The organism is Streptomyces tateyamensis (assembly GCF_003205575.1).
GTDB lineage: Bacteria > Actinomycetota > Actinomycetes > Streptomycetales > Streptomycetaceae > Kitasatospora > Kitasatospora tateyamensis.
Genome location: NZ_PYBW01000070.1, coordinates 1 through 21272 on the forward strand (window position 1 = coordinate 1; position 21272 = coordinate 21272).

Here is a 21272-nt window from a genome sequence, read left to right on the forward strand (position 1 = left end):
CCGGGTCAGCCCGGCGGCCGCGTCCTCCGGCAGCACCACCACCGCGCCGGGCCAGCGGCGCCCGAGCGCCTGATGGGCCGTCAGCGCCCACCCGTGCCGCAGCCCCGCCAGGCCGTCCGGCGGCAGCAGCAGCTCGGTGCCGTCGGCCAGCGCTACCCGCAGACCGCCCGGCTCGCCGCCCAGCACCGTGCCGGGGTGGCTGACGCCGGGCAGCGGTGAGTGCACCACCCGGTCACCGGGGTCGAAACCGCCGAACCGGCCCGGGCCCGGGTTCAGCTTGGCCTTGGCGGCCGCGTTCAGCGCCCGGGTGCCGGCTGCGCCGCCGTGCCCGGGGGTGATCAGCACGGTCTGCTCGACCGGGATGCCCAGGGCCCGCGGGATCGAGTCGGTGAGCAGCTGCACGGCGCGGTGCACGGCCTCCCCGGCGTCCCGGGCGGTGAGGATCACCACCTCCTTGTCCGGGGCCTCGACGGCGTTCAGCTCGCCGATGCCGATGCCGGAGACCAGCTCGCCGATCGGACCGAGGTCGGGGGTGCGGGAGGCGACCTGCGGGCAGGCCTTGGCGGCCAGCAGGTCGGCGAAGAGGCGGCCGGGACCGGCGGACCACAGCTGGGCCGGGTCACCGCTGAGCACCAGCCGGGTCGCGTCGGCCAGCGCCTCCACCAGGGTGGCGGCCCGCTCCAGGTCGAGCAGCGGGGCGTCCTGGACGATCAGCAGGTCCAGCTCGAGGGTGCCGTCCACGGCGCGGTCGACGCCGCCGGGGCCGAGCAACTGGTCCAGGGTCAGCGAGTCGGGGTCGGCCAGTGCCGCCCGCCCGTGCTCGGTCCAGGCGGCGGCCCGGGCCCGCAGGCCGAGCCCGCGGGCGGCGGCCAGCAGCTCGGCCAGCTCGGACCGGGCGGCCGCGTCGCCGGTGTGCAGCACCAGGCCGGAGGCGGCCACCGCGCGGATCAGCGCGGCGCCGGAGGGGGAGGCCGCCGCGGCGGCCTGCTCCCAGGAGCCGCCGGGCTCGGCGCCGACCGGGCTCGACCCGGCTTCGGCTTCGGCCGACCCGGCCTCGGCCTCGCCCGACCCGGCCTTGTCCGACCCGGCTTCGGCCTCTGTCGCCGCGGCATCCACCGCGTCGAACCCGGGATCCGACCCGTCGAGCTCGGCCTCCGCCTCGTCCAGCCCGGGGGCCGTGGCGAGCCGCGGCTCGAAGGTGGAGATCAGCCGGACCAGCCCCTCGGCGGCCGCGTCCTCGGCCATCGCGAGGCGCTCCAGCGCGAGCAGCAGCCGGGTCGGCGGCTCCTCGTCCTCCGCCACGGCGTGGTGGCCCGGCTCCAGCTCCTGGAACGCCAAGAGCCGCCCCTCAGTGACCGCCTCCTGCAGCGCCTGTTCGGGCTCGGGCACCCCGAGCCCGGCCAGGCCCTGCTGCAGCTCGCCGGCCGGCTGCGCGGAGTGCCCGCGCAGTGCCGCCTGCTCCAGCAGCCAGACCGCCAGCGCCTGGCCTCGGCGCGGGTCGCCGGGGCCGGCCGCGGGGCCGAGCAGGGTGCGGGCGAAGCCGTCCGCCTGCTCCGGGCGGACCCCGGGCAGCGCGAGCAGCGCCCACGGGTCGTCGCGCAGCGTCTCGGTGGCCGCCTCGCCGAAGGCGGCGGCCGCGGCGGCGGCCAACGCGGGGACGGCACCGGTGGGGGCGCCGCCGGCGGTGAGCAGCTCGGCCAGTGAGGAGGCGTCGACCGCGACCCGGGCGGAGGCGGCAGCCGCTGACGGAGCCCCAGCAGCGGACGGCGGCGCCGCGCCCGGCGAAGAAGCAGGCGCAGCGGACCCGGGAGCAACCGACCCGGGAGCAACCGACCCGGGGCCGGCAGAGTCGGGGCCGGCGGACCCGCCCGCAGCCGCCCCCGGAGCAGCGCCCCCGCCCGATGGCGAGGCCCCTTCCGACGGCGCAGCCCCGGAGGACCGTGCCGCCCCCGCCGACTGAGCAGGACCGGTCCGGCGCTCCACGGCGCGGATCGCCTCCGTCAGCGCGGCCAGGTCGGCGCTGCGCGAGGTACGCGGCTCGGGCACGGCGGGCTCTTCGGGCGCGGGATCGCCGGCCGGGTCGGGCGTCTGACTCACAGTTCGTTCCAGCTCACAGCTCGTTCCAGTCCTGATCGGGGTAGCGGCGCACCGGCGCCGAGATGTCGTCCAGTGCGCTGCGGATCTCATCAGGCAGGGTAAGGGCCTCCACCGACAGGGCCGAGGTCAGCTGGGCCGCCGTGCGGGCGCCGACCACCGCGGCGGCCACCCCGGGGCGGTCCCGCACCCAGGACAGCGCCACCGCCAGCGGGCTGCTGGCGAGCCCGTCGGCCGCGGTGGCCACCGCGTCCACGATCCGCCGGAACCGCTCGCCGAGGTAGGGCTGGACGAAGCCGGACAGGTACGGGGAGGCGCCGCGCGAGTCCTGCGGCACGCCGTGCCGGTACTTGCCGGTGAGCACCCCGCGGCCCAGCGGGGAGGAGGCCAGCAGGCCGACCCCGGCGTCCAGTGCGGCCGGCAGCACCTCGCGCTCGATGCCGCGCTGCAGCAGCGAGTACTCCATCTGGGTCGAGGCGAGCGGCACCCGGCCGGGCGCGCCGTGCTGCCAGGTGGCGGCCTTGGCCAGCTGCCAGCCGCTGAAGTTGGCGACGCCGACGTAGCGGGCCCGGCCGGAGGCGACGGCCAGGTCGAGCGCGTGCAGGGTCTCCTCGGTGGGGGTGGCGGGGTCGAAGGCGTGCACCTGCCACAGGTCCACGTAGTCGGTGCCGAGCCGGTGCAGCGAGGCGTCGAGGGCGGCCAGCAGGTGGCCGCGGGAGCCGTCGAAGCGGCGCTCGGCGAACGGCACGCTGCCCGACTTGGTGGCGATCACCAGCTCGGCCCGGGCCACCAGGCCGTCGTCCAGCAGCCGGGCCAGCAGGTACTCGGCGCCGCCGTCGGAGTAGACGTCGGCGGTGTCCACCAGCGAGCCGCCCGCGTCCAGGAAGACCTTGAGCTGCTCGGCCGCCTCGGCCACCTCGGTGTCCCGGCCCCAGGTCATGGTGCCCAGGCCCAGCCGGGACACCCGCAGGCCGGTGCGGCCCAGCTGACGCTTCTCCATGCGCAAGGACCCCCTCGATCGGTGATCCGAGCCTAGGGCCTGTCCTGCGGGTCAGCTCGGACGCGCCACGCCGGAGCCGGGCACAACACCGGCCCGGCCGCCGGCACCGTCGACTGTGACGCGCGCCACGCCTACTGGTCGGTAGCACGGCGCCACGCGCGGGGGCTACGGTGACCGGCAGACTCTGGACGAGACGGAAGGCGGGCGGCATGCGACTCGGCATCAACCTCGGTTACTGGGGCCTCGGCCTGGACGCCGACAACATCGCGGTGGCCCAGGAAGCCGACCGGCTCGGCTACGCGGTCTGCTGGGCCGCCGAGGCCTACGGGTCGGACGCGGCCACGGTGCTCTCCTACGTCGCCGCCAAGACCGAGCGGATCGACGTCGGTTCGGCCATCTTCCAGATCCCGGCCCGCACCCCGGCGATGACCGCGATGACCGCCGCCACCCTGGACACCCTGTCCGGCGGCCGGTTCCGGCTGGGCCTGGGCGTCTCCGGGCCGCAGGTCTCCGAGGGCTGGTACGGCGTCAGGTTCGACAAGCCGCTGGCCCGCACCCGCGAGTACGTGGAGATCGTCCGCAAGGCGATGACCCGCGAGCGGCTCAGCCACCAGGGCGCCAACTGGACCCTTCCGCTGCCCGGCGGCCCGGGCAAGGCGCTGAAGCTGACGGTGCATCCGGTGCGCGAGCGGATCCCGCTGTACATCGCGGCGATGGGGCCGAAGAACCTCGAGCTGACCGGGGAGATCGCGGACGGCTGGCTGGGCCTGTTCTTCGTGCCGGAGCAGGCCGAGCTGTCGCTGGCGCCGCTGCGGGCCGGGCGGGCCAAGGCGGGCCTGGAGCTGGACGGCTTCGACCTGTGCCCGACCGTCAACATCGCGGTGGGCGAGGACGTGGCGGCGGCCGCGGACGCGCAGCGCGACTACGTGGCGCTCTACATCGGCGGGATGGGCAGCAAGGAGAAGAACTTCTACAACCAGCTGGCCTGCCGGATGGGGTACGAGCAGGCGGCCGAGGAGGTCCAGCAGCGCTACCTGGCCGGCGACAAGCAGGGCGCGGCGGCCGCGGTCCCGCACGAGCTGATCGACGCCTGCTCGCTGCTCGGCACCAAGGAGCGGATCGCGGACCGGATGCAGGCCTACGCGGCGGCCGGCGTCAGCACGCTCACCCTGGCTCCGACCGGCTGGACCCTGGACGAGCGCCTGACCGCGCTGCGCACCGGCGTCGAGGCGCTGGAGCTGGCGGGCCTGGCCTGACCACCACCCCTTCCCCGGCCCCCTTCCCCGGCCCCCTTCCCCGGCCCCCTTCCCCGGCCCCCTTCCCCGGCCACCGGCACCTAAGGCACCGGTCAACTCCCGGGCCCGGGCCAGCAGCTCGGCCGGGGTACCGGTGTCGGTCAGCCGCCGCCCGTCCCGGTAGATGGCGCAGTCCGTGATCACATCGGCCATTCTGGCCCCGGAGCGCCCCGGTGGCCGGGATCGGCTCGCGCGCACCCCGTAGGCTTGGGGCATGCCCACACTCTTGCTGGTACGCCACGGCCGGTCGACCGCGAACTCCGCCGGGATCCTCGCCGGTTGGACCCCGGGCGTCGAGCTGGACGAGACCGGCCGGGCGCAGGCCGACCGACTGGTGGAGCGGCTGGCCGGCATCCCGCTGGCGCGCGCGGTCAGCAGCCCGCTGGAGCGCTGCCGGCAGACCCTGGCCCCGCTGCTGGCGGCCCGCCCGGAGCTCGGCGAGCCGACCCTGGACGACCGGCTCGGCGAGTGCCACTACGGCGACTGGACCGGCCGCAAGCTCGCCGAGCTGGCCGGCGAGCCGCTCTGGCGCACCGTGCAGGACCACGCCTCGGCCGCCGCCTTCCCGGGCGGCGAGTCGCTGCGCGCGCTCAGCCACCGCACGGTGGCCGCAGCCCGCGAGTGGGACGAGAAGATCGCCGCCGAGCACGGCCCGGACGCGGTGTGGGTCGCGGCCAGCCACGGCGACGTGATCAAGGCGATCGTGGCCGACGCGCTCGGCCTGCACCTGGACCACTTCCAGCGGATCAACGTGGATCCGGCCTCGGTGACCGTCATCCGGTACACCCCGAACCGTCCGTTCGTGCTGCGGATGGGTGACACCGGCGACCTGTCCGGCCTGGCCGCCCGCGGGCCGGCCGGCGGCGACGCGGTGGTCGGCGGTTCCACCGGCGGTACGCCGTAGGGTGAAGCCGGGCGCCGCGCCCGCCCGCACCGTGTCAACCCCCGTACTTCACACCCCGGAGCGAGACAAGTGACCCGACAGGTCCACTTCTACGACCAGCCCGAGCGGTTCGTCGCCGGTACGGTCGGCCAGCCCGGTTCGCGCGCCTTCTACCTGCAGGCCAGCGCCCGCGGCCGGATCACCAGCGTGCTGCTGGAGAAGACCCAGGTGGCGGCGCTGGCCGAGCGGGTCGAGGAGGTGCTGGACGAGGCGCTGCGGCGCAGCGGCGGCAAGGCGCCGATCCCGGCGGTGGCCCCGATCGAGCTGGCCGACACCGCCCCGCTCGACCTGCCGCTGGAGCAGGAGTTCCGGGTCGGCACCATGGCGCTGGCCTGGGACGCCGGGGACGGCTGCCTGGTGGTCGAGGCGCAGGCGCTGATCGAGGGGGAGGAGGGCGAGGAGGACGAGCAGGAGCTCGTCTTCGAGGACGACGAGAACGGCCCCGACATGCTGCGGGTGCGGCTGACCGGGGCGATGGCCCGGGTGTTCGCCAAGCGCGCGCTGGACCTGGTCGCGGCCGGCCGCAAGCCCTGCCCGTTCTGCAACCTGCCGCTGGACCCGGAGGGCCACCTGTGCCCGCGTCAGAACGGGTACAAGCGCTGAACGCCGACCGGTCCTCCAGACTCCCTGACGCGGACCCGGACCTGGACCCGGACGAGGCCGAGGACGTGGACGAGGACGAGGACGACTCCTCCGACGAGGAGCTCGCCATACCGGAGGTGGACCCGGCCGCCGCCGCGGCGCTGGCGGCCGACGTCCCCACCGCGCTGGAGCTGCTGCGGGCCGGTCGGCTGACCGTGCTCGGGCAGCTGACCGACGCCTCCAACGCCGCGCTGTACTGCTCGGTGGAGCTTGCCGGCCTGTCGGCCGCCTGCGTCTACAAGCCGGTGCGCGGCGAGCGCCCGCTCTGGGACTTCCCCGACGGCACGCTGGCCGGCCGCGAGGTGGCCGCCTACGAGGTCTCGGCCGCCACCGGCTGGGCGCTGGTCCCGCCCACCGTGCTGCGCGAGGGCCCGTTCGGCCCGGGCATGGCGCAGATCTGGGTGGAGCCGGACCCGCAGGCCGTCCCGCTGCTGTCGCTGCAGAGCCTGACCGGCCCCGAGCCGGGCTGGCTGCCGATCGTGGCGGCCGAGCTGGACCAGGGCCGCCGGGCGCTGCTGGTGCACGCGGACGACGAGCGGCTGCGCCGGCTGGCCGTGCTGGACGCGGTGCTGAACAACGCCGACCGCAAGGGCGGTCACCTGCTCCAGGCCGCCGACGGGCGGATCTACGGGATCGACCACGGGGTGACCTTCAACACCGAGGGCAAGCTGCGCACCCTGCTGTGGGGTTGGGCCGGCGAGCCGCTCACCGAGGAGGCGCGGCTGATGCTGGGCGGGCTCGCCGACCAGCTGGCCGGCCCGCTGGGGGAGCTGCTCAGCGCGCACCTGACGGCGGCCGAGCTGGCGGCGCTCTCCGACCGGGTCGCCGAACTGCGCCGCACCGCCACCCACCCGCAGCCCTCGCAGGAGTGGCCCGCCATTCCGTGGCCGCCCGTCTGATCCGCGGCCGCCAGTCCGACAACCCCGTGGCCGCCCGTCTGAGTGATCGGCAGCCGACCTGTTTCGGCCGTTTCCGATCTACTGGTTAGCCTTTCAAATGATCGCGAGGTTAGAGTCCTGCGTATGCATGCCTGGCCAGCCTCCGAGGTTCCCGCCCTACCCGGTCAGGGACATCCTCTGCGAATCCACGACACCGCTACCGGCGCCGTCCGTGAGGTCGTCCCCCAGGGTGACACCGCCCGTCTGTACGTCTGCGGCATCACCCCCTACGACGCCACCCACCTGGGCCACGCCGCCACCTACAACGCCTTCGACCTGGTTCAGCGGGTCTGGTTGGACAACGGCCGCCAGGTGCACTACGTGCAGAACGTCACCGACGTGGACGACCCGCTGCTGGAGCGCGCGGTGGCCACCGGCCAGGACTGGACCGAGCTGGCCGAGCGGGAGACCGCGCTGTTCCGCGAGGACATGACCGCGCTGCGGATCCTGCCCCCGGCCCAGTACATCGGCGCGGTCGAGTCGATCCCGTGGATCGTCCCGCTGGTCCAGCAGCTGCTGGCCAGCGGCGCCGCCTACGAGCTGGACGGGGACATCTACTTCTCGGCCGCGGCCGACCCGCGCTTCGGCGAGGTCTCCCGGCTGACCCGGGAGCAGATGCTGCCGGTCTTCGCCGAGCGCGGCGGCGACCCGGACCGCCCGGGCAAGCGCGACCCGCTGGACGCGCTGCTGTGGCTGTCGGCCCGCCCGGGCGAGCCCGCCTGGGACACCGAGCTGGGCCACGGCCGGCCCGGCTGGCACATCGAGTGCGTGGCGATCGCGCTGAAGTTCCTGGACATGGGCTTCGACATCCAGGGCGGCGGCAGCGACCTGGCCTTCCCGCACCACGAGATGGGCGCCTCGCACGCCCAGGCCGCCACCGGCGCCCACCCCTACGCGCGGGCCTACGTGCACGCCGGGATGGTCGCCCTGGACGGCGAGAAGATGTCCAAGTCGCGTGGCAACCTGGTGTTCGTCTCGGCGCTGCGCCGCGACGGGGTCGACCCGGCCGCGATCCGGCTCGCGCTGCTGTCCCGGCACTACCGTTCGAACTGGGAGTGGACCAAGTCGGTCCTGGACGAGGCCGTCGAGCGGCTGGGCCGCTGGCGCGCCGCGGTCTCGCGTCCGGACGGCCCGTCGGGCGAGGCGCTGCTGGCCGAGGTGCGGGCGGCGCTGGCCGACGACCTGGACGCGCCGGCCGCGCTGGCCGCGGTCGACCGCTGGGCGGCCGCGCAGGCGGCCGACGGCGGCACCGACGAGGGTGCTCCGGGCCTGGTCTCGCGCACCGTGGACGCGCTACTGGGCGTCGCGCTCTGAGTCGAGCCGCGGCACGTCCTCGGACGGCCTGAGCCGCGGGATCTGCTCCCGTGGCTCAGGCCGCTCCGGTTCCGTCTCGCGGGAGGCTCGCGCCGCCTCGCGGGCCTCTTCGGCCGCCTGGCGGGCGTTGCGCTCGGTGGCGCTGTCCAGGAAGCGCAGCAGCTCCACCGGGAACGGCAGCACCAGGGTGGAGTTCTTCTCCGCGGCCACCTCCACCACCGTCTGCAGCAGCCGCAGCTGCAGCGCCGCCGGGGTCTCGGCCATGATCCGAGCTGCCTCGGAGAGCTGCTTGGAGGCCTGGTACTCGCCGTCCGCGGTGATGATCCTGGCCCGCCGCTCCCGGTCCGCCTCGGCCTGGCGGGCCATCGAGCGCTTCATCGACTCGGGCAGTGCCACGTCCTTGATCTCCACCCGGTCGATCTGGATCCCCCAGCCCAGCGCGGGGCTGTCCAGCATCAGCTCCAGGCCCTGGTTGATCGGCTCCCGGTTGGCCAGCAGGTCGTCCAGCTCGCTCTTGCCGATGATCGAGCGCAGCGAGGTCTGCGCGACCTGGGAGATGGCGAAGACGTAGTCCTGGACCGCGACGGTGGCCCGCACCGGGTCGACCACCCGGAAGTAGACCACCGCGTCCACCCGGACCGTCACGTTGTCCCGGGTGATGCCCTCCTGGCCCGGCACCGGCATGGTGACGATCTGCATGTTCACCCGGCGGATCCGGTCCGAGACCGGGTTGAGCAGCACCAGCCCGGGCGCTCGGACCTCCTCGCGCACCCTGCCGAAGCGGAAGACCACCCCGCGCTGGAACTGCTGGACCACCCGCACGCCGGACGCCAGCCAGACGGCTCCGACCGCGGCGATCGCACCGACCGCCCCCAGTACCGCATCCAGGACCACCATGGCGTCACCTCGGCCACTGCCGGCTCACCCGGCTGTCCACGGTACTCCGGCGCAGAGCCGGGCGGACGGTGCGGGGGGCGCCGCCAGGCCCGAGAAGTGGTCTAGACCCTTGACAGGACACGGTCCGGACCGGTGCACTGGTCCCGGGCCGGTGACCGGCGGCTGCCCGACGCCGGTCACCGGCCCGTTCCCGCCCCGTGCTTGACGGTGGCTCAGCCGCGCGAACCGTCCGCGTTGTGGTCCTCGTCCTCGGTGCCGGGCGTGGTGCCCTCCTGGCCCTGAGCCTGGTCCTGGTCGTGCTCCTGCGCCTGGTCCGGGGCAGTGGTCGGCGGCTCCGCCTCGGCCGCCGCGGCCGGCTCGCCGCCGCGGTCCGCGATGGCCCGCCCGCCGGCCGGCTTCTCGCCCGCCGGACCCTGGTTGTCCCGCCGGCGCAGGTACCGCTCGAACTCGCGGGCGATCGCCTCGCCGCTGGCCTCCGGCAGCTCCGCGGTGTCCTGGGCCTCCTCCAACTGCTGCACGTACTCGGCCACCTCGCTGTCCTCGGCGGCCAGCTGGTCCACCCCGAGCTGCCAGGCCCGGGCGTCCTCGGGCAGCTCGCCCGGCGGGATCCGCAGGTCCAGCAGGTCCTCCAGCTTGTTCAGCAGCGCCAGGGTGGCCTTCGGGTTCGGGGGCTGCGCCACGTAGTGCGGGACCGCGGCCCACAGCGTCACGGCGGGCACCCCGGCGTGTGTGAAGGCCTCCTGCAGCACCCCGACGATCCCGGTCGGCCCCTCGTACCGGGACTCCTCCAACTCCAGGCGGCGGGCCAGCTCCGGGTCCGAGGTGACGCCGCTGACCGGGACCGGGCGGGTGTGCGGAGTGTCGCCCAGCAGCGCGCCGAGGATCACCACCAGCTCCACGCCCAGCTCGTGGGCCAGGCCCAGCAGCTCCTGGCAGAAGGAGCGCCATCGCATGCTCGGCTCGATGCCGCGCACCAGCACCAGGTCACGGGTCTTCGGCTCGGTCACCCGCACCACCGACAGCCGGGTGGTCGGCCAGGTGATCCGGCGCACCCCGCCGTCCAGCCAGACGGTGGGCCGGTTCACCTGGAAGTCGTAGTAGTCCTCCGCATCCAGGGCGGTGAACACCTTGCCGCCCCAGGTCTCGTCCAGATGGCCCACCGCCGTGGAGGCTGCATCGCCCGCGTCGTTCCAGCCCTCGAAGGCACAGACCATGACCGGGTCGATCAACTCGGGAACATCTTCCAGCTCGATCACCCAGCGTCTCCCTCCGCACGTGGAACTCCGCGTTCCACGGACCCTACCTGCCCAGCCTACGGGCTTTGATGCCCCGGGTGGCGGGGGTTCAGGACAGGACGGCGCGCACTGCCGGAAGGTAGCCCTGGGACTGTCCCTCGGCGGTCGGGTGGAAGGACTCCCAGGGGTTGAGCAGCACGATGCCGCTGATCCACTCGTGGCCCGGGCCCGCGCAGACGCCGTGGCCGGCGAAGGCGGGGCGCGGGTCGGCGAACCGGGCGCCGTGCGCGGCGGCCTGCTGCCGGAGCAGGTCGTCCGCCTGGTCGGTGAGCTGGTTGAACCGGGCCCGGCGGCCGTCGGTGCCGGTCCAGCAGGTGCCGGCCGGGTGCTCGGTCAGCAGGCGGGGGTAGCCGGTCACCACCACCTCGGCGCCCGGCGCGGCCCGGGTGATCGCGCCGAGCAACTGGTCGAGCCGTCCCGGGAGCTGATCGCGCAGCAGCTCGGCCGAGTGGTCCAGCGCGCGGTCGCAGCGGTCCTCGGTGGTCAGCGGCTGCAGGCAGGCCACCGCCGCGTCGGAGAACTCCAGGTCGTTGCCGCCGGCGGTCAGCGTCACCACCCCGGTGCCCGCGGGCAGCTGGGGGAGTTGACGGGTCAGCACCTGCTGGGTGTCCGCTCCGTTGCAGGCCAGGTCGGTGAAGCCGGCCCCGGGGTGGTCGGCGGCCCACAGCGCCGGGTAGGCCCGGCTGCTGCGGTGGCAGTCCCCGGCAGCCGGGTCGTAGGCGCCGGCCCCCACCCCGGCGGCGTAGGAGTCGCCGAGCGCGACGTAGCCGGTGCCGGGGTCCGCGTGGGCCGGGGCGGCGACCGGGAGCAGCAGGGCGGCGGCGGCCAGTGCGGCGGTCAGGGCGCGGCGGGGGAGCAGAGGGATCATGGTGGCGCATGGTAGCCGATCGGCTGCGCCGCGTGATGGACCGTCAGGGAGTGCGGGTGAACGGCGTGGTGACGCTCAGGGCCGCGAAGCCGAGCCGCTCAAGGATCGGGCGGCTGGTGTCGGCGGCGTCCACCTGCAGGTAGCGGTAGCCGCGCCGGACGGCCAGCTGGGCCCGGTGCGCCACCAGCGCCCGGTACAGGCCGCGGCCGCGCCAGTCGGGGTGGGTGCCGCCGCTCCACAGGCCGGCGAAGGAGACGCCGGGCAGCAGCTCCAGCCGGGCCGCGCCGACCGGCTCGTCCCCGGCCATCGCCACCACCAGGGCGAGCGTCTGCGGTGCCTGGGCCAGTTGGGCGAGCAGCCGCTCGGTCAGCCAGTCGGCCCGCTCGCCGAAGGCCTGCTCGTGCACCCGCTCGAGCAGGCGGACCGCCGTCTCGTCGGTCCCGGTGCGCAGCCGCACCCCCGCCGGCAGCTCGACCGGCACGGCCTGGGCGGCGGCCTCGGCAACCATCAGGGTCTCGGCCGGCTCGGCGGTGAAGCCGGCCGCCAGCAGCCGCTCGGCCAGGTCGGCGGGGCGGTCGTGCCGGTAGTGCTTCCACTCGAACTCGCGCCCGCGCTCGGCGAAGTAGGCTACCTGCTCGGCGATCGCGGCGTCGGCCCCGGCCTCGTCCAGGTCCGACCAGAGCACCGCGGACCAGCCCTGCGGGCCGCCGTCGTGGCGCACCGTGCGGTCGGTGCGGTGCACCACCGCGCCCGGGCCGTCGGGGACCGCCTCGCGGCGCAGTTCCCGGTCGTACGTCTCGAGCACCCTCGCGTTGTCCATCCGGGCAGTCCAGCACCGGCACCCGGGCCGGGCAAGCGGGTTACGCAGCCCCGTTGAGCGCGGCCAGTACGGCGGCGGTGTCGGTCAGGTCGGCCAGCACCACGTCCGCGCCGGCCTCGGCCAGTTCGGCCGCGGAGGCCGTGCCGGTGGCCACCGCCACGCAGCGGGCCCCGGCCGCCCGGGCGGTGGCCACGTCGCGCAGCGTGTCGCCGACTATCACCGCGTTGCCGCCCCGGTAGCGGCGGCCCAGTACCCGCTCGGCGCGCTGGAAGGCGTGTCCGGGCAGGTCGGTGCGCTCGTAGGCGTCGTCGCCGTAGGCGCCCAGGCGCAGGTCCAGGTGCTCGCCCAGGCCGAAGGCGGTCAGCTTGAGCCGCGCCAGCGCGGGCACGTTGCCGGTCAGCACCGACTGGCGCACGCCCCGGGTGCCGGCCACCGCCGCGAGCGCCTGCCGGGCACCCGGCAGCGCACGGCCCTCCTGGGCCAGCTCCCCGGCCCGGTCCTGGAGTTCGGCGACCACCAGGTCCATGAAGGTCTCCCGCAGCCCGTCGCCCGGGTCCAGGTCGTGGGCCCGCAGCGCCTCGGTGGCGGCGGCCAGTTCGGTGCGCCCGTCGAACCGCCACCCGTCGGCCAGCTCCACCCCGGTGGCCCGCCGGAACGCCGCCGCGTAGGCGCGCCGGTTGACCGCGCCGCAGTCCAGCAGCGTGTGGTCGATGTCCCACAGCACCAGCAGCGGTGTGGGCAGGTTGATGTTCAAGCGACCCCTCCGATCTCCCCGGCTGCGGCCGCGTCCCAGCACGGCCCCCCGAACTCCGATCATCGCGCATATGCCACTGGCGCAGCGGCAACTCCGCCGAACCGGTCGGCCGAAGTCGGCGCGAAGCGATCGACGCGGCCGGAATTCCTCGCGCGGGACCGCTGTTGCGACCCAGGACGGGGTCCGGCCGGGTCCTGTCCCCAGCCAGCCCGCAGTCGGGTGCTGTCGCACCCGAGACCTAAGGTGACCGCATGACCTCTGACACCCAGTCCGCTCCGACCAAGGTCGACTTCTACTTCGACCCCGCCTGCCCGTTCGCCTGGATCACCTCCCGCTGGATCCTCGAGGTCGAGCAGCACCGGGACCTGGACCTCTCGTTCCGGGTGATGAGCCTCTCGGTCCTCAACCAGGGCCGGGACAACCTGCCCGAGCAGTACCGGGACCTGCTGGACCGGGCCTGGGCCCCCGTGCGGGTCTGCATCGCCGCGGCCGAGCAGCACGGCACCAAGGTGCTGCGCGACCTCTACACCGCGATGGGCACCCGGATCCACAACCAGAACAACAAGAACTACGCCGAGGTGATCGAGCAGGCGCTGGCCGAGGTGGGCCTGCCGGCCGAGCTGGCCGAGGCCGCGACCAGCACCGAGTGGGACGAGGCGCTGCGCCGCAGCCACCACGAGGGCATGGACCCGGTCGGCGAGGAGGTCGGCACCCCGACCATCCACATCGACGGGGTGGCCTTCTTCGGCCCGGTGCTGACCGCGATCCCGCGCGGCCAGCAGGCGCTCGACGTGTTCGACGGCGCCCGGCTGCTGGCGAGCTACCCGAAGTTCTTCGAGCTCAAGCGGACCCGCACCGGCGAGCTGGACTTCAGCTGAGACTGACGCCCCGTCAGGGCTGGTGGGTTTGCTGACCTGGCGTCAGCAGCCGCACCAGTCCTGCCGGTAGGCGGCCCAGTCGGCCTCGGTGGCGGAGAAGTCCGCGTAGACGGCCACCCCGAAGGCGGTGCGGGCGGCCCCGCCGCGTCCCAGGCCCAGCCGCACCCCGCGCACCGCCGCCGGCACCGTCTCCGCCGAGCCCCGGTGACCCCACTCGTCGGCCCAGTAGGCGGGCAGCCCCATCAGCAGGTCCACCTGCGGCGGGGTCGCCTCCAGCGCCAGCTCGGTCTGCTGCGCCACGTACCCGCCGTACAGCGAGGGCAGCGGCATCGCGGTGTCGTAGGACATCACCGCGATCTGCTCGACCCGCCGGGCCACCTGCCCGAAGTACTCCTGGGACCACCACTTGGGGTGCCCGGCCGCCGCCGCGGCCAGCGCGTGCAGCGCCGGCAGAGGGTCGATCTGCGGCACCGCCACCGACAGCGGCGCGCCGCGGGCCGCCGTCACCTGGTGGGTCTGGTCCAGCAGTGCCAGGTAGCCGGCCGAGCCGGAGGGCACCGGTTCCAGGTCGTAGTGCACCCCGTCGAAGCCGGCGTCCAGCACCTGGGCGGCCGACGCGGTGATCTTCTGGCGCACCTCGGGCTGCTCCAGGTGCAGCCCCTCGGGGTGCTCGGGCGCCACCACGTCACCCAGCCAGGCCTGCACCCGCACCCCGGGCAGCTCGCGGTGGACGGCGGCGATCAGCTCGGCGGCCTTCGGGTAGCGTGCGCCGTCCAACGAGCCGTCGCGCTCCAGCGGCCCGGCGTGCACGTACAGGTCGCGGATGCCGCCGCGGACCAGCTGGGGCAGCGCGGCGTAGTCGGCCGGCCCCTTGCGACCGTCCACCCAGGCGTGGCCCAGCCAGGCCGCGTCCCGGCCCCGGGTACGGGTGCGGTCGTCGAGGGAGCCCGCGTCCGCCAGCCGCAGCGCCAGCAGCGCGCTGCCCACCGGCAGCACCAGCAGCACCCCGACCAGCAGCAGCGGGATCCACACCCACCGCCGCCGCAGCCACCGGGGTGTCCGCAGCCACCCGGGCCGCCGCAGCCGCCGCCCCGTCCACCCGCTGAGATCCATCCGTGCCCGCCCCACCCGTTCCCTTGCCACGCCTACCCGCCAAAAGGCCCACCATACGGAACACCCTCCGTCGTGGCGGGCCCGGGCAGCTAGGCTGGCCGCGTGCATACCCGCTCAGGGGGCGTGCATAGCCGACAGCCGTCGCGTCCAGGGAGTAGCCACATGGCCACCAGTGTCCCCGCTGCCGACCAGCAGTCCCGCGCCACCGCTCTGCGCGAGGCCCTCGCCGCCCGGGTGGTGGTGGCCGACGGGGCGATGGGCACCATGCTCCAGGCACAGAACCCCACGATGGCGGACTTCCAGGACCTGGAAGGCTGCAACGAGATCCTCAACGTGACCCGCCCGGACATCGTGCGCGGCGTGCACGAGGCGTACTTCGCCGTCGGCGTGGACTGCGTGGAGACCAACACCTTCGGGGCCAACCACGCGGCGCTGGGCGAGTACGACATCCCGGAGCGGGTCTTCGAGCTCTCCGAGGCCGGCGCCCGGATCGCCCGGGAGTGCGCGGACGCCTTCACCGCCGGGGACGGCCGCCCGCGCTGGGTGCTCGGCTCGATCGGACCGGGCACCAAGCTGCCGACGCTGGGCCACATCCCGTTCGCCACCGTGCGCGAGGGCTTCCGGCTGAACGCGGCCGGCCTGATCGCCGGCGGCGCCGACGCGCTGCTGGTGGAGACCAGCCAGGACCTGCTGCAGACCAAGGCCGCCGTGCTCGGCTGCAAGGACGCGCTGGCCGAGTCGGGCCTGGACCTGGTGGTCGTGGTCCAGGTGACGGTGGAGACCACCGGCACCATGCTGCTCGGCTCGGAGATCGGCGCGGCGCTCACCGCACTGGAGCCGCTGGGCATCGACTACATCGGCCTGAACTGCGCCACCGGCCCCGAGCAGTACAGCGAGCACCTGCGCTACCTGGCCAAGAACGCCCGGATCGGCCTGTCCTGCATGCCGAACGCCGGTCTGCCGGTGCTCGGCAAGGACGGCGCGCACTACCCGCTGACGCCCAGTGAGCTGGCCGACGCGCACGAGACCTTCACCCGCGAGTACGGCCTCGCGCTGGTCGGCGGCTGCTGCGGCACCACCCCCGAGCACCTGCGCCAGGTGGTCGAGCGGGTGCAGGGCCGCCCGGTGGCCGTGCGCGACCCCAGGCCCGAGCCGGCCGCCGCCTCGCTCTACCAGCCGGTCCCGTTCCGCCAGGACACCTCCTACCTGGCGATCGGCGAGCGGACCAACGCCAACGGCTCCAAGAAGTTCCGCGAGTCGATGCTGGCCGGCGACTGGCAGGCCTGCGTGGAGATCGCCCGGGACCAGATCCGGGACGGCTCGCACCTGCTGGACCTGTGCGTGGACTACGTCGGCCGCGACGGCGTCGCCGACATGAAGGAGATCGCCGGCCGGCTGGCCACCGCCTCCACGCTGCCGATCGTGCTGGACTCCACCGAGCCCCCGGTGCTGCGCGCGGGCCTGGAGATGCTGGGCGGGCGCGCGGTGCTCAACTCGGTCAACTACGAGGACGGCGACGGCCCCGACACCCGCTTCGGGCGGATCGCCGCGCTGGCCCGCGAGCACGGCGCGGCGCTGATCGCGCTGACCATCGACGAGCAGGGCCAGGCCCGCACCGCCGAGACCAAGGTGGCGATCGCCGAGCGGCTGATCGAGCAGCTGGGCCGCGAGTACGGCATCGCCGAGTCCTCGATCCTGGTCGACTGCCTGGCCTTCACGCTGGCCACCGGGCAGGAGGAGTCGCGCCGGGACGGCCTGGAGACCATCGAGGCGATCCGCGAGCTGAAGCGCCGCCACCCGGCGGTGCAGACCACGCTGGGCCTGTCCAACATCTCCTTCGGCCTCTCGCCGGCCGCCCGCCAGGTGCTCAACTCGGTCTTCCTGCACGAGTGCGTGCAGGCCGGCCTGGACTCGGCGATCGTGCACGCCTCCAAGATCCTGCCGATCGCCCGGATCCCCGAGGAGCAGCGCACGGCGGCGCTGGACCTGGTCTACGACCGGCGCACCGAGGACTACGACCCGCTGCAGCGGCTGCTGGCCCTGTTCGAGGGCGTCAGCTCGGCCTCGGTCAAGGCCTCCAAGGCCGAGGAGCTGGCCGCGCTGCCACTGGAGGAGCGCCTGCAGCGCCGGATCATCGACGGCGAGCGCAAGGGCCTGGAGGCCGACCTGGACGAGGCCCTGACGCTCCGTCCGGCGCTGGAGATCGTCAACGAGGTGCTGCTGGAGGGCATGAAGACGGTCGGCGAGCTGTTCGGCTCGGGCCAGATGCAGCTGCCCTTCGTGCTGCAGTCCGCCGAGGTGATGAAGACCGCCGTCGCCCACCTCGAGCCGCACATGGAGAAGTCCGAGGACGAGGGCAAGGGCACCATCGTGCTGGCCACCGTCAAGGGCGACGTGCACGACATCGGCAAGAACCTGGTCGACATCATCCTGTCCAACAACGGCTACACCGTGGTCAACCTGGGCATCAAGCAGCCGGTCTCGGCGATCCTGGACGCCGCCCAGCAGCACGACGCCGACGTGATCGGCATGTCCGGGCTGCTGGTGAAGTCCACGGTGATCATGAAGGAGAACCTGGAGGAGCTCAACCAGCGCGGCCTGGCCGCCGAGTTCCCGGTGATCCTGGGCGGCGCGGCGCTCACCCGGGCCTACGTCGAGCAGGACCTGCACGAGGTCTACCAGGGCGAGGTGCGCTACGCCCGGGACGCCTTCGAGGGCCTGCGGCTGATGGACGCGCTGATCGCGGTCAAGCGCGGGGTCCCCGGCGCCGCGCTGCCCGAGCTGCGCCAGCGCCGGCACGCCCGGGTCGAGGTGGTCGAGCCGGAAGAAGTGAACCTCGGTCAGATCCGCTCCGACGTGGCGGTGGACAACCGGGTGCCCGCCCCGCCCTTCTGGGGCGACCGGATCATCAAGGGTGTGCCGTTCGCCGACTACGCCTCCTGGCTGGACGAGGACGCGCTGTTCAAGGGCCAGTGGGGCCTGAAGGCGGCCCGCAGCGGCGGCCCCTCCTACGAGGAGCTGGTGGAGACCGAGGGCCGGCCGCGGCTGCGGATGTGGCTGGACCGGCTGCAGACCGAGGGCTGGCTGGAGCCGGCCGTGGTCTACGGCTACTTCCCGGCCAACTCCAAGGGCGACGACCTGATCGTGTACGCCGAGGACGGCAGCGAGCGGACCAGGTTCACCTTCCCGCGCCAGCGGCGCGGGCGCCGGCTCTGCCTGGCCGACTTCTTCCGCCCGGAGGAGTCCGGCGAGCGCGACGTGCTGGGCCTGCAGGTGGTCACCATGGGCAACCGGGTCTCCGAGGCCGCCAACGAGCTGTTCAAGGCCGACGCCTACCGCGACTACCTGGAGCTGCACGGCCTGTCGGTGCAGCTGGCCGAGGCGCTGGCGGAGTTCTGGCACGCCCGGGTCCGCTTCGAGCTGGGTTTCGGCGACGAGGACCCGCAGGACGTGCGGGACATGTTCCAGCTGAAGTACCGCGGTGCCCGCTTCTCGCTCGGCTACGGGGCCTGCCCCGAGCTGGAGGACCGGGCCAAGATCACCGAGCTGCTGCGCCCGGAGCGGATCGGCGTGGTGCTCTCCGAGGAGTTCCAGCTGCACCCGGAGCAGTCCACCGACGCGATCGTGATCCACCACCCGGAGGCGAAGTACTTCAACGCGAGGTGACACCGTCGACGCGCGGTAACCCTTCGATCACGCTGGCTTCGCCGAGCCGCGCGTATGCTGGACGGCCCCCGTCCTCCCGGACGGGGGCCCAGCCTGCGAAAGGGCGTGCCGCATGACCACCGTCGACACCAGCACCGTCAGCCTCGGCGAGAGCGGTCCGGGCGGGCTGCAGGCGGTCCTGGTCGACATGGACGGCACCCTGGTGGACACCGAGGACTTCTGGTGGCAGGCCGAGTCCTCGCTCTTCGCCGAGCTGGGCCACCCGCTGGACGAGACGCACCGCGCGCACCTGGTGGGCGGCCCGATGACCCGGGTGGTCGGCTACCTGCTGGCCGAGACGGGCCTGGTGATCGAGCCGGCCGAGTTGATGGTGCGGATCAACCAGCGCTTCGTCGAGCTGCTGGACGGCGGCGCCCCGCTGATGCCGGGCGCGGCCGAGCTGCTGGCGCTGCTGCGCGAGCAGCGGATCCCGGCCGCCCTGGTCTCCGCCTCGCACCGGCGGATCATCGACCTGGTGCTGAAGAACCTGGGCGAGCACCCGTTCGCCTTCTCGGTGGCCGGCGACGAGGTGGCCCGCACCAAGCCGCACCCCGACCCGTACCTGACGGCCGCCGCCCGGCTCGGTGCCAGCCCGGCCCGCTGCGTGGTGATCGAGGACGCGCCGCTGGGCGTGCAGGCCGACGAGGCGGCCGGCTGCCCGGTGATCGCGGTGCCCTCGGTGGCCCCGATCGAGGCGGCGCCCGGGCGCACCGTGCTGCGCTCGCTGGCCGAGCTGGATCTGGCGCTGCTGCGCTCGGTGGTGGCCAGCCGGGTCTGAGCCGCCGGGCGCGGGTGTGACATCTGTCTCATTCCCAGCATGCGAAACATCTGATATGTGCATGCCTAGTGGGGCAAAACGGGGCATCAGCTGACAACTCGTCGGTTCCGCCGAGGATTGATGCGTACACGTGTCCGAACTTCGGTCGGGCGTGTGCCATCCATGTGGCAGGCTGCTGCGGTCCACCCCGACACGCCACACGGCGAGCCCCGCGGACGCGTCCCCACCGGGGCCCGCCGCCGGCCGTCGCACCGACCCCACCGGGGTCGGCCAGCACGGAGAAGGAACGCATGAGCTCAGCCATCCGACGCACGCCCGGCCGCCTCGCCACGCTGGGGTGCGCGACCCTGGTGGCCACCTCGCTGGCGGGGTGCGGCTCCGTCAAGTCCATCGCCGGCGCCGGCGCCGGCAAGGACGCCATCACCATGGGCACCACCAACGTGACCGGCGTGCTGGACCCGGCCGGCGCCTACGACCAGGGCTCCTGGCTGATCCTGGAGAACACCTTCCAGGGCCTGCTGCGCTACCCGGCCGGCTCCCCGCAGCCGCAGCCCGACGCGGCCCAGTCCTGCGAGTTCACCGGCAGCGACGCCACCACCTACCACTGCACCCTGCGCACCGGCCTGACCTTCTCCAACGGCGACTCGCTGACCGCCAAGGACGTGGTCTTCTCGATCGACCGGATGAAGAAGATCAAGGACGACAACGGTCCGTCCTCGCTCTTCGACACCGTCAAGTCGGTCGAGGCCAAGGGCGACGCCGAGGTGGTCTTCCACCTGTCGGTGCCGGACGCCACGCTGCCCGACAAGCTGGCCAGCGCGGCCGGCTCGATCGTGGACCACGCGGTCTTCCCGGCCGACAAGGAACTGGCCAACGACAAGCTGGTCGGCTCCGGCTCGTACAAGATCGACTCGATCGACCAGTCCGCCGCCGCCGACGGCACCAAGTCGATCAGCAAGGTCAGCCTCTCCGCCAACGCCAAGTACCGCGGCGAGGAGAAGCCGAAGAGCCCGAAGTTCGCCGTCAAGTTCCTGGCCGGCCCCGACGAGCTCAAGGCCGCGCTGGACTCCGGCCAGGTCGACCTGACCGACAACAGCCTGGACCCGAACGTCTCGGCCCAGCTGCTCTCCGACCAGCAGACCGGCAAGGGCACGGTCAAGGTGATCCAGGCCGACGGCAACGACACCCGGTTCCTGGTGTTCAACACCAAGGACGAGACCACCGGGCAGCAGGCGGTGCGCCAGGCCGTGGCCCAGCTGGTCGACCGGCAGGCCCTGGCCCGCGATGTCTACGCGCGTACAGTCCAGCCGCTGTACTCGGTGGTCCCCTCCGGCGTGGCCGGCCACAACACCGCCTTCTTCGACCGCTACGGGCAGCCCGACCCCGCCAAGGCCAAGGCGCTGCTGGCCGCCGCCAAGGTGCCCACCCCGGTCAAGCTCAGCCTCACCTGGTCCCGGGCCCAGGCCCAGGGCGCGGAGGGCGCGGCGCTCAAGAAGCAGCTGGAGGCGGGCGGCCTGTTCCAGGTCACCGTCACCCAGCAGGCCGACTGGAACGCCTTCAAGAAGGGCTGGTCGGACGGCAGCTACCAGGCCTACACGGTCGGCTGGAGCGCCGACTACCCCGACGCCGACGACTTCGTGGCCCCGCTGGTGGTCGACGGCGGCGCCTTCCACAACGGCTTCGACGACCCGCAGATCAGCCAGAAGCTGGTGCCGCAGGAGCAGCGCCAGGCCGAGCGCACGGTGGCCGCCAGCACCTTCGGGCAGATCCAGGACCAGCTGGCCGCCCAGGTCCCGATGGTCCCGCTGTTCCAGAACAAGTCCTTCTACGCCGCCCGCGCCGACATCACCGGCGTCGAGCTCACCGTCGACGCCACCGGCGTCTTCCGGTTCGCCGACATCGCCCGCGGCTGACCCGCGGTACGCACGAGGGCCCGCG

17 protein-coding genes are annotated in these 21272 nt (G+C 73.9%); 9 read left to right on the forward strand and 8 right to left on the reverse strand.

Features of this window, described 5'->3' with window-relative positions; all coding sequences use genetic code 11:
• Both C7C46_RS19420 and C7C46_RS19425 read right to left on the reverse strand, forming a co-directional pair.
• On the reverse strand, positions 1 to 2187 hold a 2187-nt coding region (locus C7C46_RS19420; protein WP_110671233.1), incomplete at its 3' end, for a helix-hairpin-helix domain-containing protein.
• Positions 2111 to 3094, reverse strand: a complete 984-nt coding sequence (locus C7C46_RS19425; RefSeq protein WP_110671138.1) for an aldo/keto reductase — start codon at positions 3092 to 3094, stop codon at positions 2111 to 2113. The genes C7C46_RS19420 and C7C46_RS19425, both read right to left, overlap by 77 nt.
• Before the next feature lie 209 nt (positions 3095 to 3303).
• Here C7C46_RS19425 and C7C46_RS19430 point away from each other — a divergent pair, with 209 nt between their 5' ends.
• From C7C46_RS19430 to mshC, 5 genes are all read left to right on the forward strand, one after another.
• Positions 3304 to 4350, forward strand: a complete 1047-nt coding sequence (locus C7C46_RS19430; protein ID WP_110671139.1) for an LLM class F420-dependent oxidoreductase — start codon at positions 3304 to 3306, stop codon at positions 4348 to 4350.
• A 253-nt stretch (positions 4351 to 4603) separates the two neighbouring features.
• Positions 4604 to 5293, forward strand: a complete 690-nt coding sequence (locus tag C7C46_RS19435) for a histidine phosphatase family protein (protein ID WP_110671140.1) — start codon at positions 4604 to 4606, stop codon at positions 5291 to 5293.
• A 69-nt stretch (positions 5294 to 5362) separates the two neighbouring features.
• Positions 5363 to 5935, forward strand: a complete 573-nt coding sequence (locus tag C7C46_RS19440; RefSeq protein ID WP_110671141.1) for a DUF3090 domain-containing protein — start codon at positions 5363 to 5365, stop codon at positions 5933 to 5935.
• A gap of 140 nt (positions 5936 to 6075) precedes the next feature.
• On the forward strand, positions 6076 to 6873 hold the full coding sequence (locus C7C46_RS19445; protein ID WP_110671234.1) for an SCO1664 family protein: 798 nt from the start codon (positions 6076 to 6078) through the stop codon (positions 6871 to 6873).
• Between the two features lie 123 nt (positions 6874 to 6996).
• Positions 6997 to 8226: a cysteine--1-D-myo-inosityl 2-amino-2-deoxy-alpha-D-glucopyranoside ligase gene (mshC, locus tag C7C46_RS19450; RefSeq protein WP_110671142.1), complete on the forward strand. Its 1230-nt coding sequence runs from the start codon at positions 6997 to 6999 to the stop codon at positions 8224 to 8226.
• Here mshC and C7C46_RS19455 read toward each other — a convergent pair.
• From C7C46_RS19455 to C7C46_RS19475, 5 genes are all read right to left on the reverse strand, one after another.
• Entirely contained in the window at positions 8206 to 9123 is a 918-nt protein-coding gene (locus C7C46_RS19455) for a slipin family protein (RefSeq protein ID WP_110671143.1), read from the reverse strand. The two genes, mshC and C7C46_RS19455, sit on opposite strands and share 21 nt — an antisense overlap.
• A 212-nt stretch (positions 9124 to 9335) precedes the next feature.
• A complete protein-coding gene (locus C7C46_RS19460; RefSeq protein WP_110671144.1) occupies positions 9336 to 10379 on the reverse strand; it encodes a PAC2 family protein in 1044 nt (347 codons plus the stop codon).
• A gap of 88 nt (positions 10380 to 10467) precedes the next feature.
• A complete protein-coding gene (locus C7C46_RS19465) occupies positions 10468 to 11286 on the reverse strand; it encodes an SGNH/GDSL hydrolase family protein (RefSeq protein ID WP_110671145.1) in 819 nt (272 codons plus the stop codon).
• A 43-nt stretch (positions 11287 to 11329) separates the two neighbouring features.
• Positions 11330 to 12106: a GNAT family N-acetyltransferase gene (locus C7C46_RS19470; RefSeq protein WP_110671146.1), complete on the reverse strand. Its 777-nt coding sequence runs from the start codon at positions 12104 to 12106 to the stop codon at positions 11330 to 11332.
• Positions 12107 to 12146: 40 nt separating this feature from the next.
• Positions 12147 to 12860: an HAD family hydrolase gene (locus C7C46_RS19475; protein WP_245984549.1), complete on the reverse strand. Its 714-nt coding sequence runs from the start codon at positions 12858 to 12860 to the stop codon at positions 12147 to 12149.
• Between the two features lie 251 nt (positions 12861 to 13111).
• On the opposite strand from C7C46_RS19475, the gene C7C46_RS19480 reads away from it, so the two are divergent.
• Positions 13112 to 13738, forward strand: a complete 627-nt coding sequence (locus tag C7C46_RS19480; protein ID WP_110671147.1) for a mycothiol-dependent nitroreductase Rv2466c family protein — start codon at positions 13112 to 13114, stop codon at positions 13736 to 13738.
• A gap of 42 nt (positions 13739 to 13780) precedes the next feature.
• Here the strand turns inward: C7C46_RS19480 and C7C46_RS19485 are convergent, their stop codons facing one another.
• Complete coding sequence (locus C7C46_RS19485; protein WP_110671148.1) at positions 13781 to 14851, reverse strand: glycoside hydrolase family 18 protein; 1071 nt, start codon at positions 14849 to 14851, stop codon at positions 13781 to 13783.
• Positions 14852 to 15013: 162 nt separating this feature from the next.
• On the opposite strand from C7C46_RS19485, the gene metH reads away from it, so the two are divergent.
• From metH to C7C46_RS19500, 3 genes are all read left to right on the forward strand, one after another.
• Positions 15014 to 18517: a methionine synthase gene (gene metH / locus C7C46_RS19490; RefSeq protein ID WP_110671149.1), complete on the forward strand. Its 3504-nt coding sequence runs from the start codon at positions 15014 to 15016 to the stop codon at positions 18515 to 18517.
• Positions 18518 to 18629: 112 nt separating this feature from the next.
• Positions 18630 to 19334 carry an HAD family hydrolase gene (locus C7C46_RS19495; RefSeq protein WP_110671150.1) on the forward strand — a complete coding sequence of 235 codons (705 nt, stop codon included), beginning with the start codon at positions 18630 to 18632 and terminating at the stop codon, positions 19332 to 19334.
• 290 nt (positions 19335 to 19624) lie between these two features.
• Positions 19625 to 21247 (forward strand): ABC transporter substrate-binding protein, encoded by a 1623-nt coding sequence (locus C7C46_RS19500; protein ID WP_110671151.1) that lies wholly within the window; start codon positions 19625 to 19627, stop codon positions 21245 to 21247.
• Positions 21248 to 21272 lie beyond the last annotated feature (25 nt).

Excerpts from the sequence above, each read along its gene's own strand:
- C7C46_RS19425 (WP_110671138.1), bottom strand. The coding sequence starts at position 3,094 with ATGGAGAAGCGTCAGCTGGGCCGCACCGGCCTGCGGGTGTCCCGGCTG.
- C7C46_RS19430 (WP_110671139.1), top strand. The coding sequence starts at position 3,304 with ATGCGACTCGGCATCAACCTCGGTTACTGGGGCCTCGGCCTGGACGCC.
- C7C46_RS19435 (WP_110671140.1), top strand. The coding sequence starts at position 4,604 with ATGCCCACACTCTTGCTGGTACGCCACGGCCGGTCGACCGCGAACTCC.
- mshC (WP_110671142.1), top strand. The coding sequence starts at position 6,997 with ATGCATGCCTGGCCAGCCTCCGAGGTTCCCGCCCTACCCGGTCAGGGA.
- C7C46_RS19455 (WP_110671143.1), bottom strand. The coding sequence starts at position 9,123 with ATGGTGGTCCTGGATGCGGTACTGGGGGCGGTCGGTGCGATCGCCGCG.
- C7C46_RS19465 (WP_110671145.1), bottom strand. The coding sequence starts at position 11,286 with ATGATCCCTCTGCTCCCCCGCCGCGCCCTGACCGCCGCACTGGCCGCC.
- C7C46_RS19470 (WP_110671146.1), bottom strand. The coding sequence starts at position 12,106 with ATGGACAACGCGAGGGTGCTCGAGACGTACGACCGGGAACTGCGCCGC.
- C7C46_RS19480 (WP_110671147.1), top strand. The coding sequence starts at position 13,112 with ATGACCTCTGACACCCAGTCCGCTCCGACCAAGGTCGACTTCTACTTC.
- C7C46_RS19485 (WP_110671148.1), bottom strand. The coding sequence starts at position 14,851 with ATGGATCTCAGCGGGTGGACGGGGCGGCGGCTGCGGCGGCCCGGGTGG.
- metH (WP_110671149.1), top strand. The coding sequence starts at position 15,014 with ATGGCCACCAGTGTCCCCGCTGCCGACCAGCAGTCCCGCGCCACCGCT.
- C7C46_RS19495 (WP_110671150.1), top strand. The coding sequence starts at position 18,630 with ATGACCACCGTCGACACCAGCACCGTCAGCCTCGGCGAGAGCGGTCCG.
- C7C46_RS19500 (WP_110671151.1), top strand. The coding sequence starts at position 19,625 with ATGAGCTCAGCCATCCGACGCACGCCCGGCCGCCTCGCCACGCTGGGG.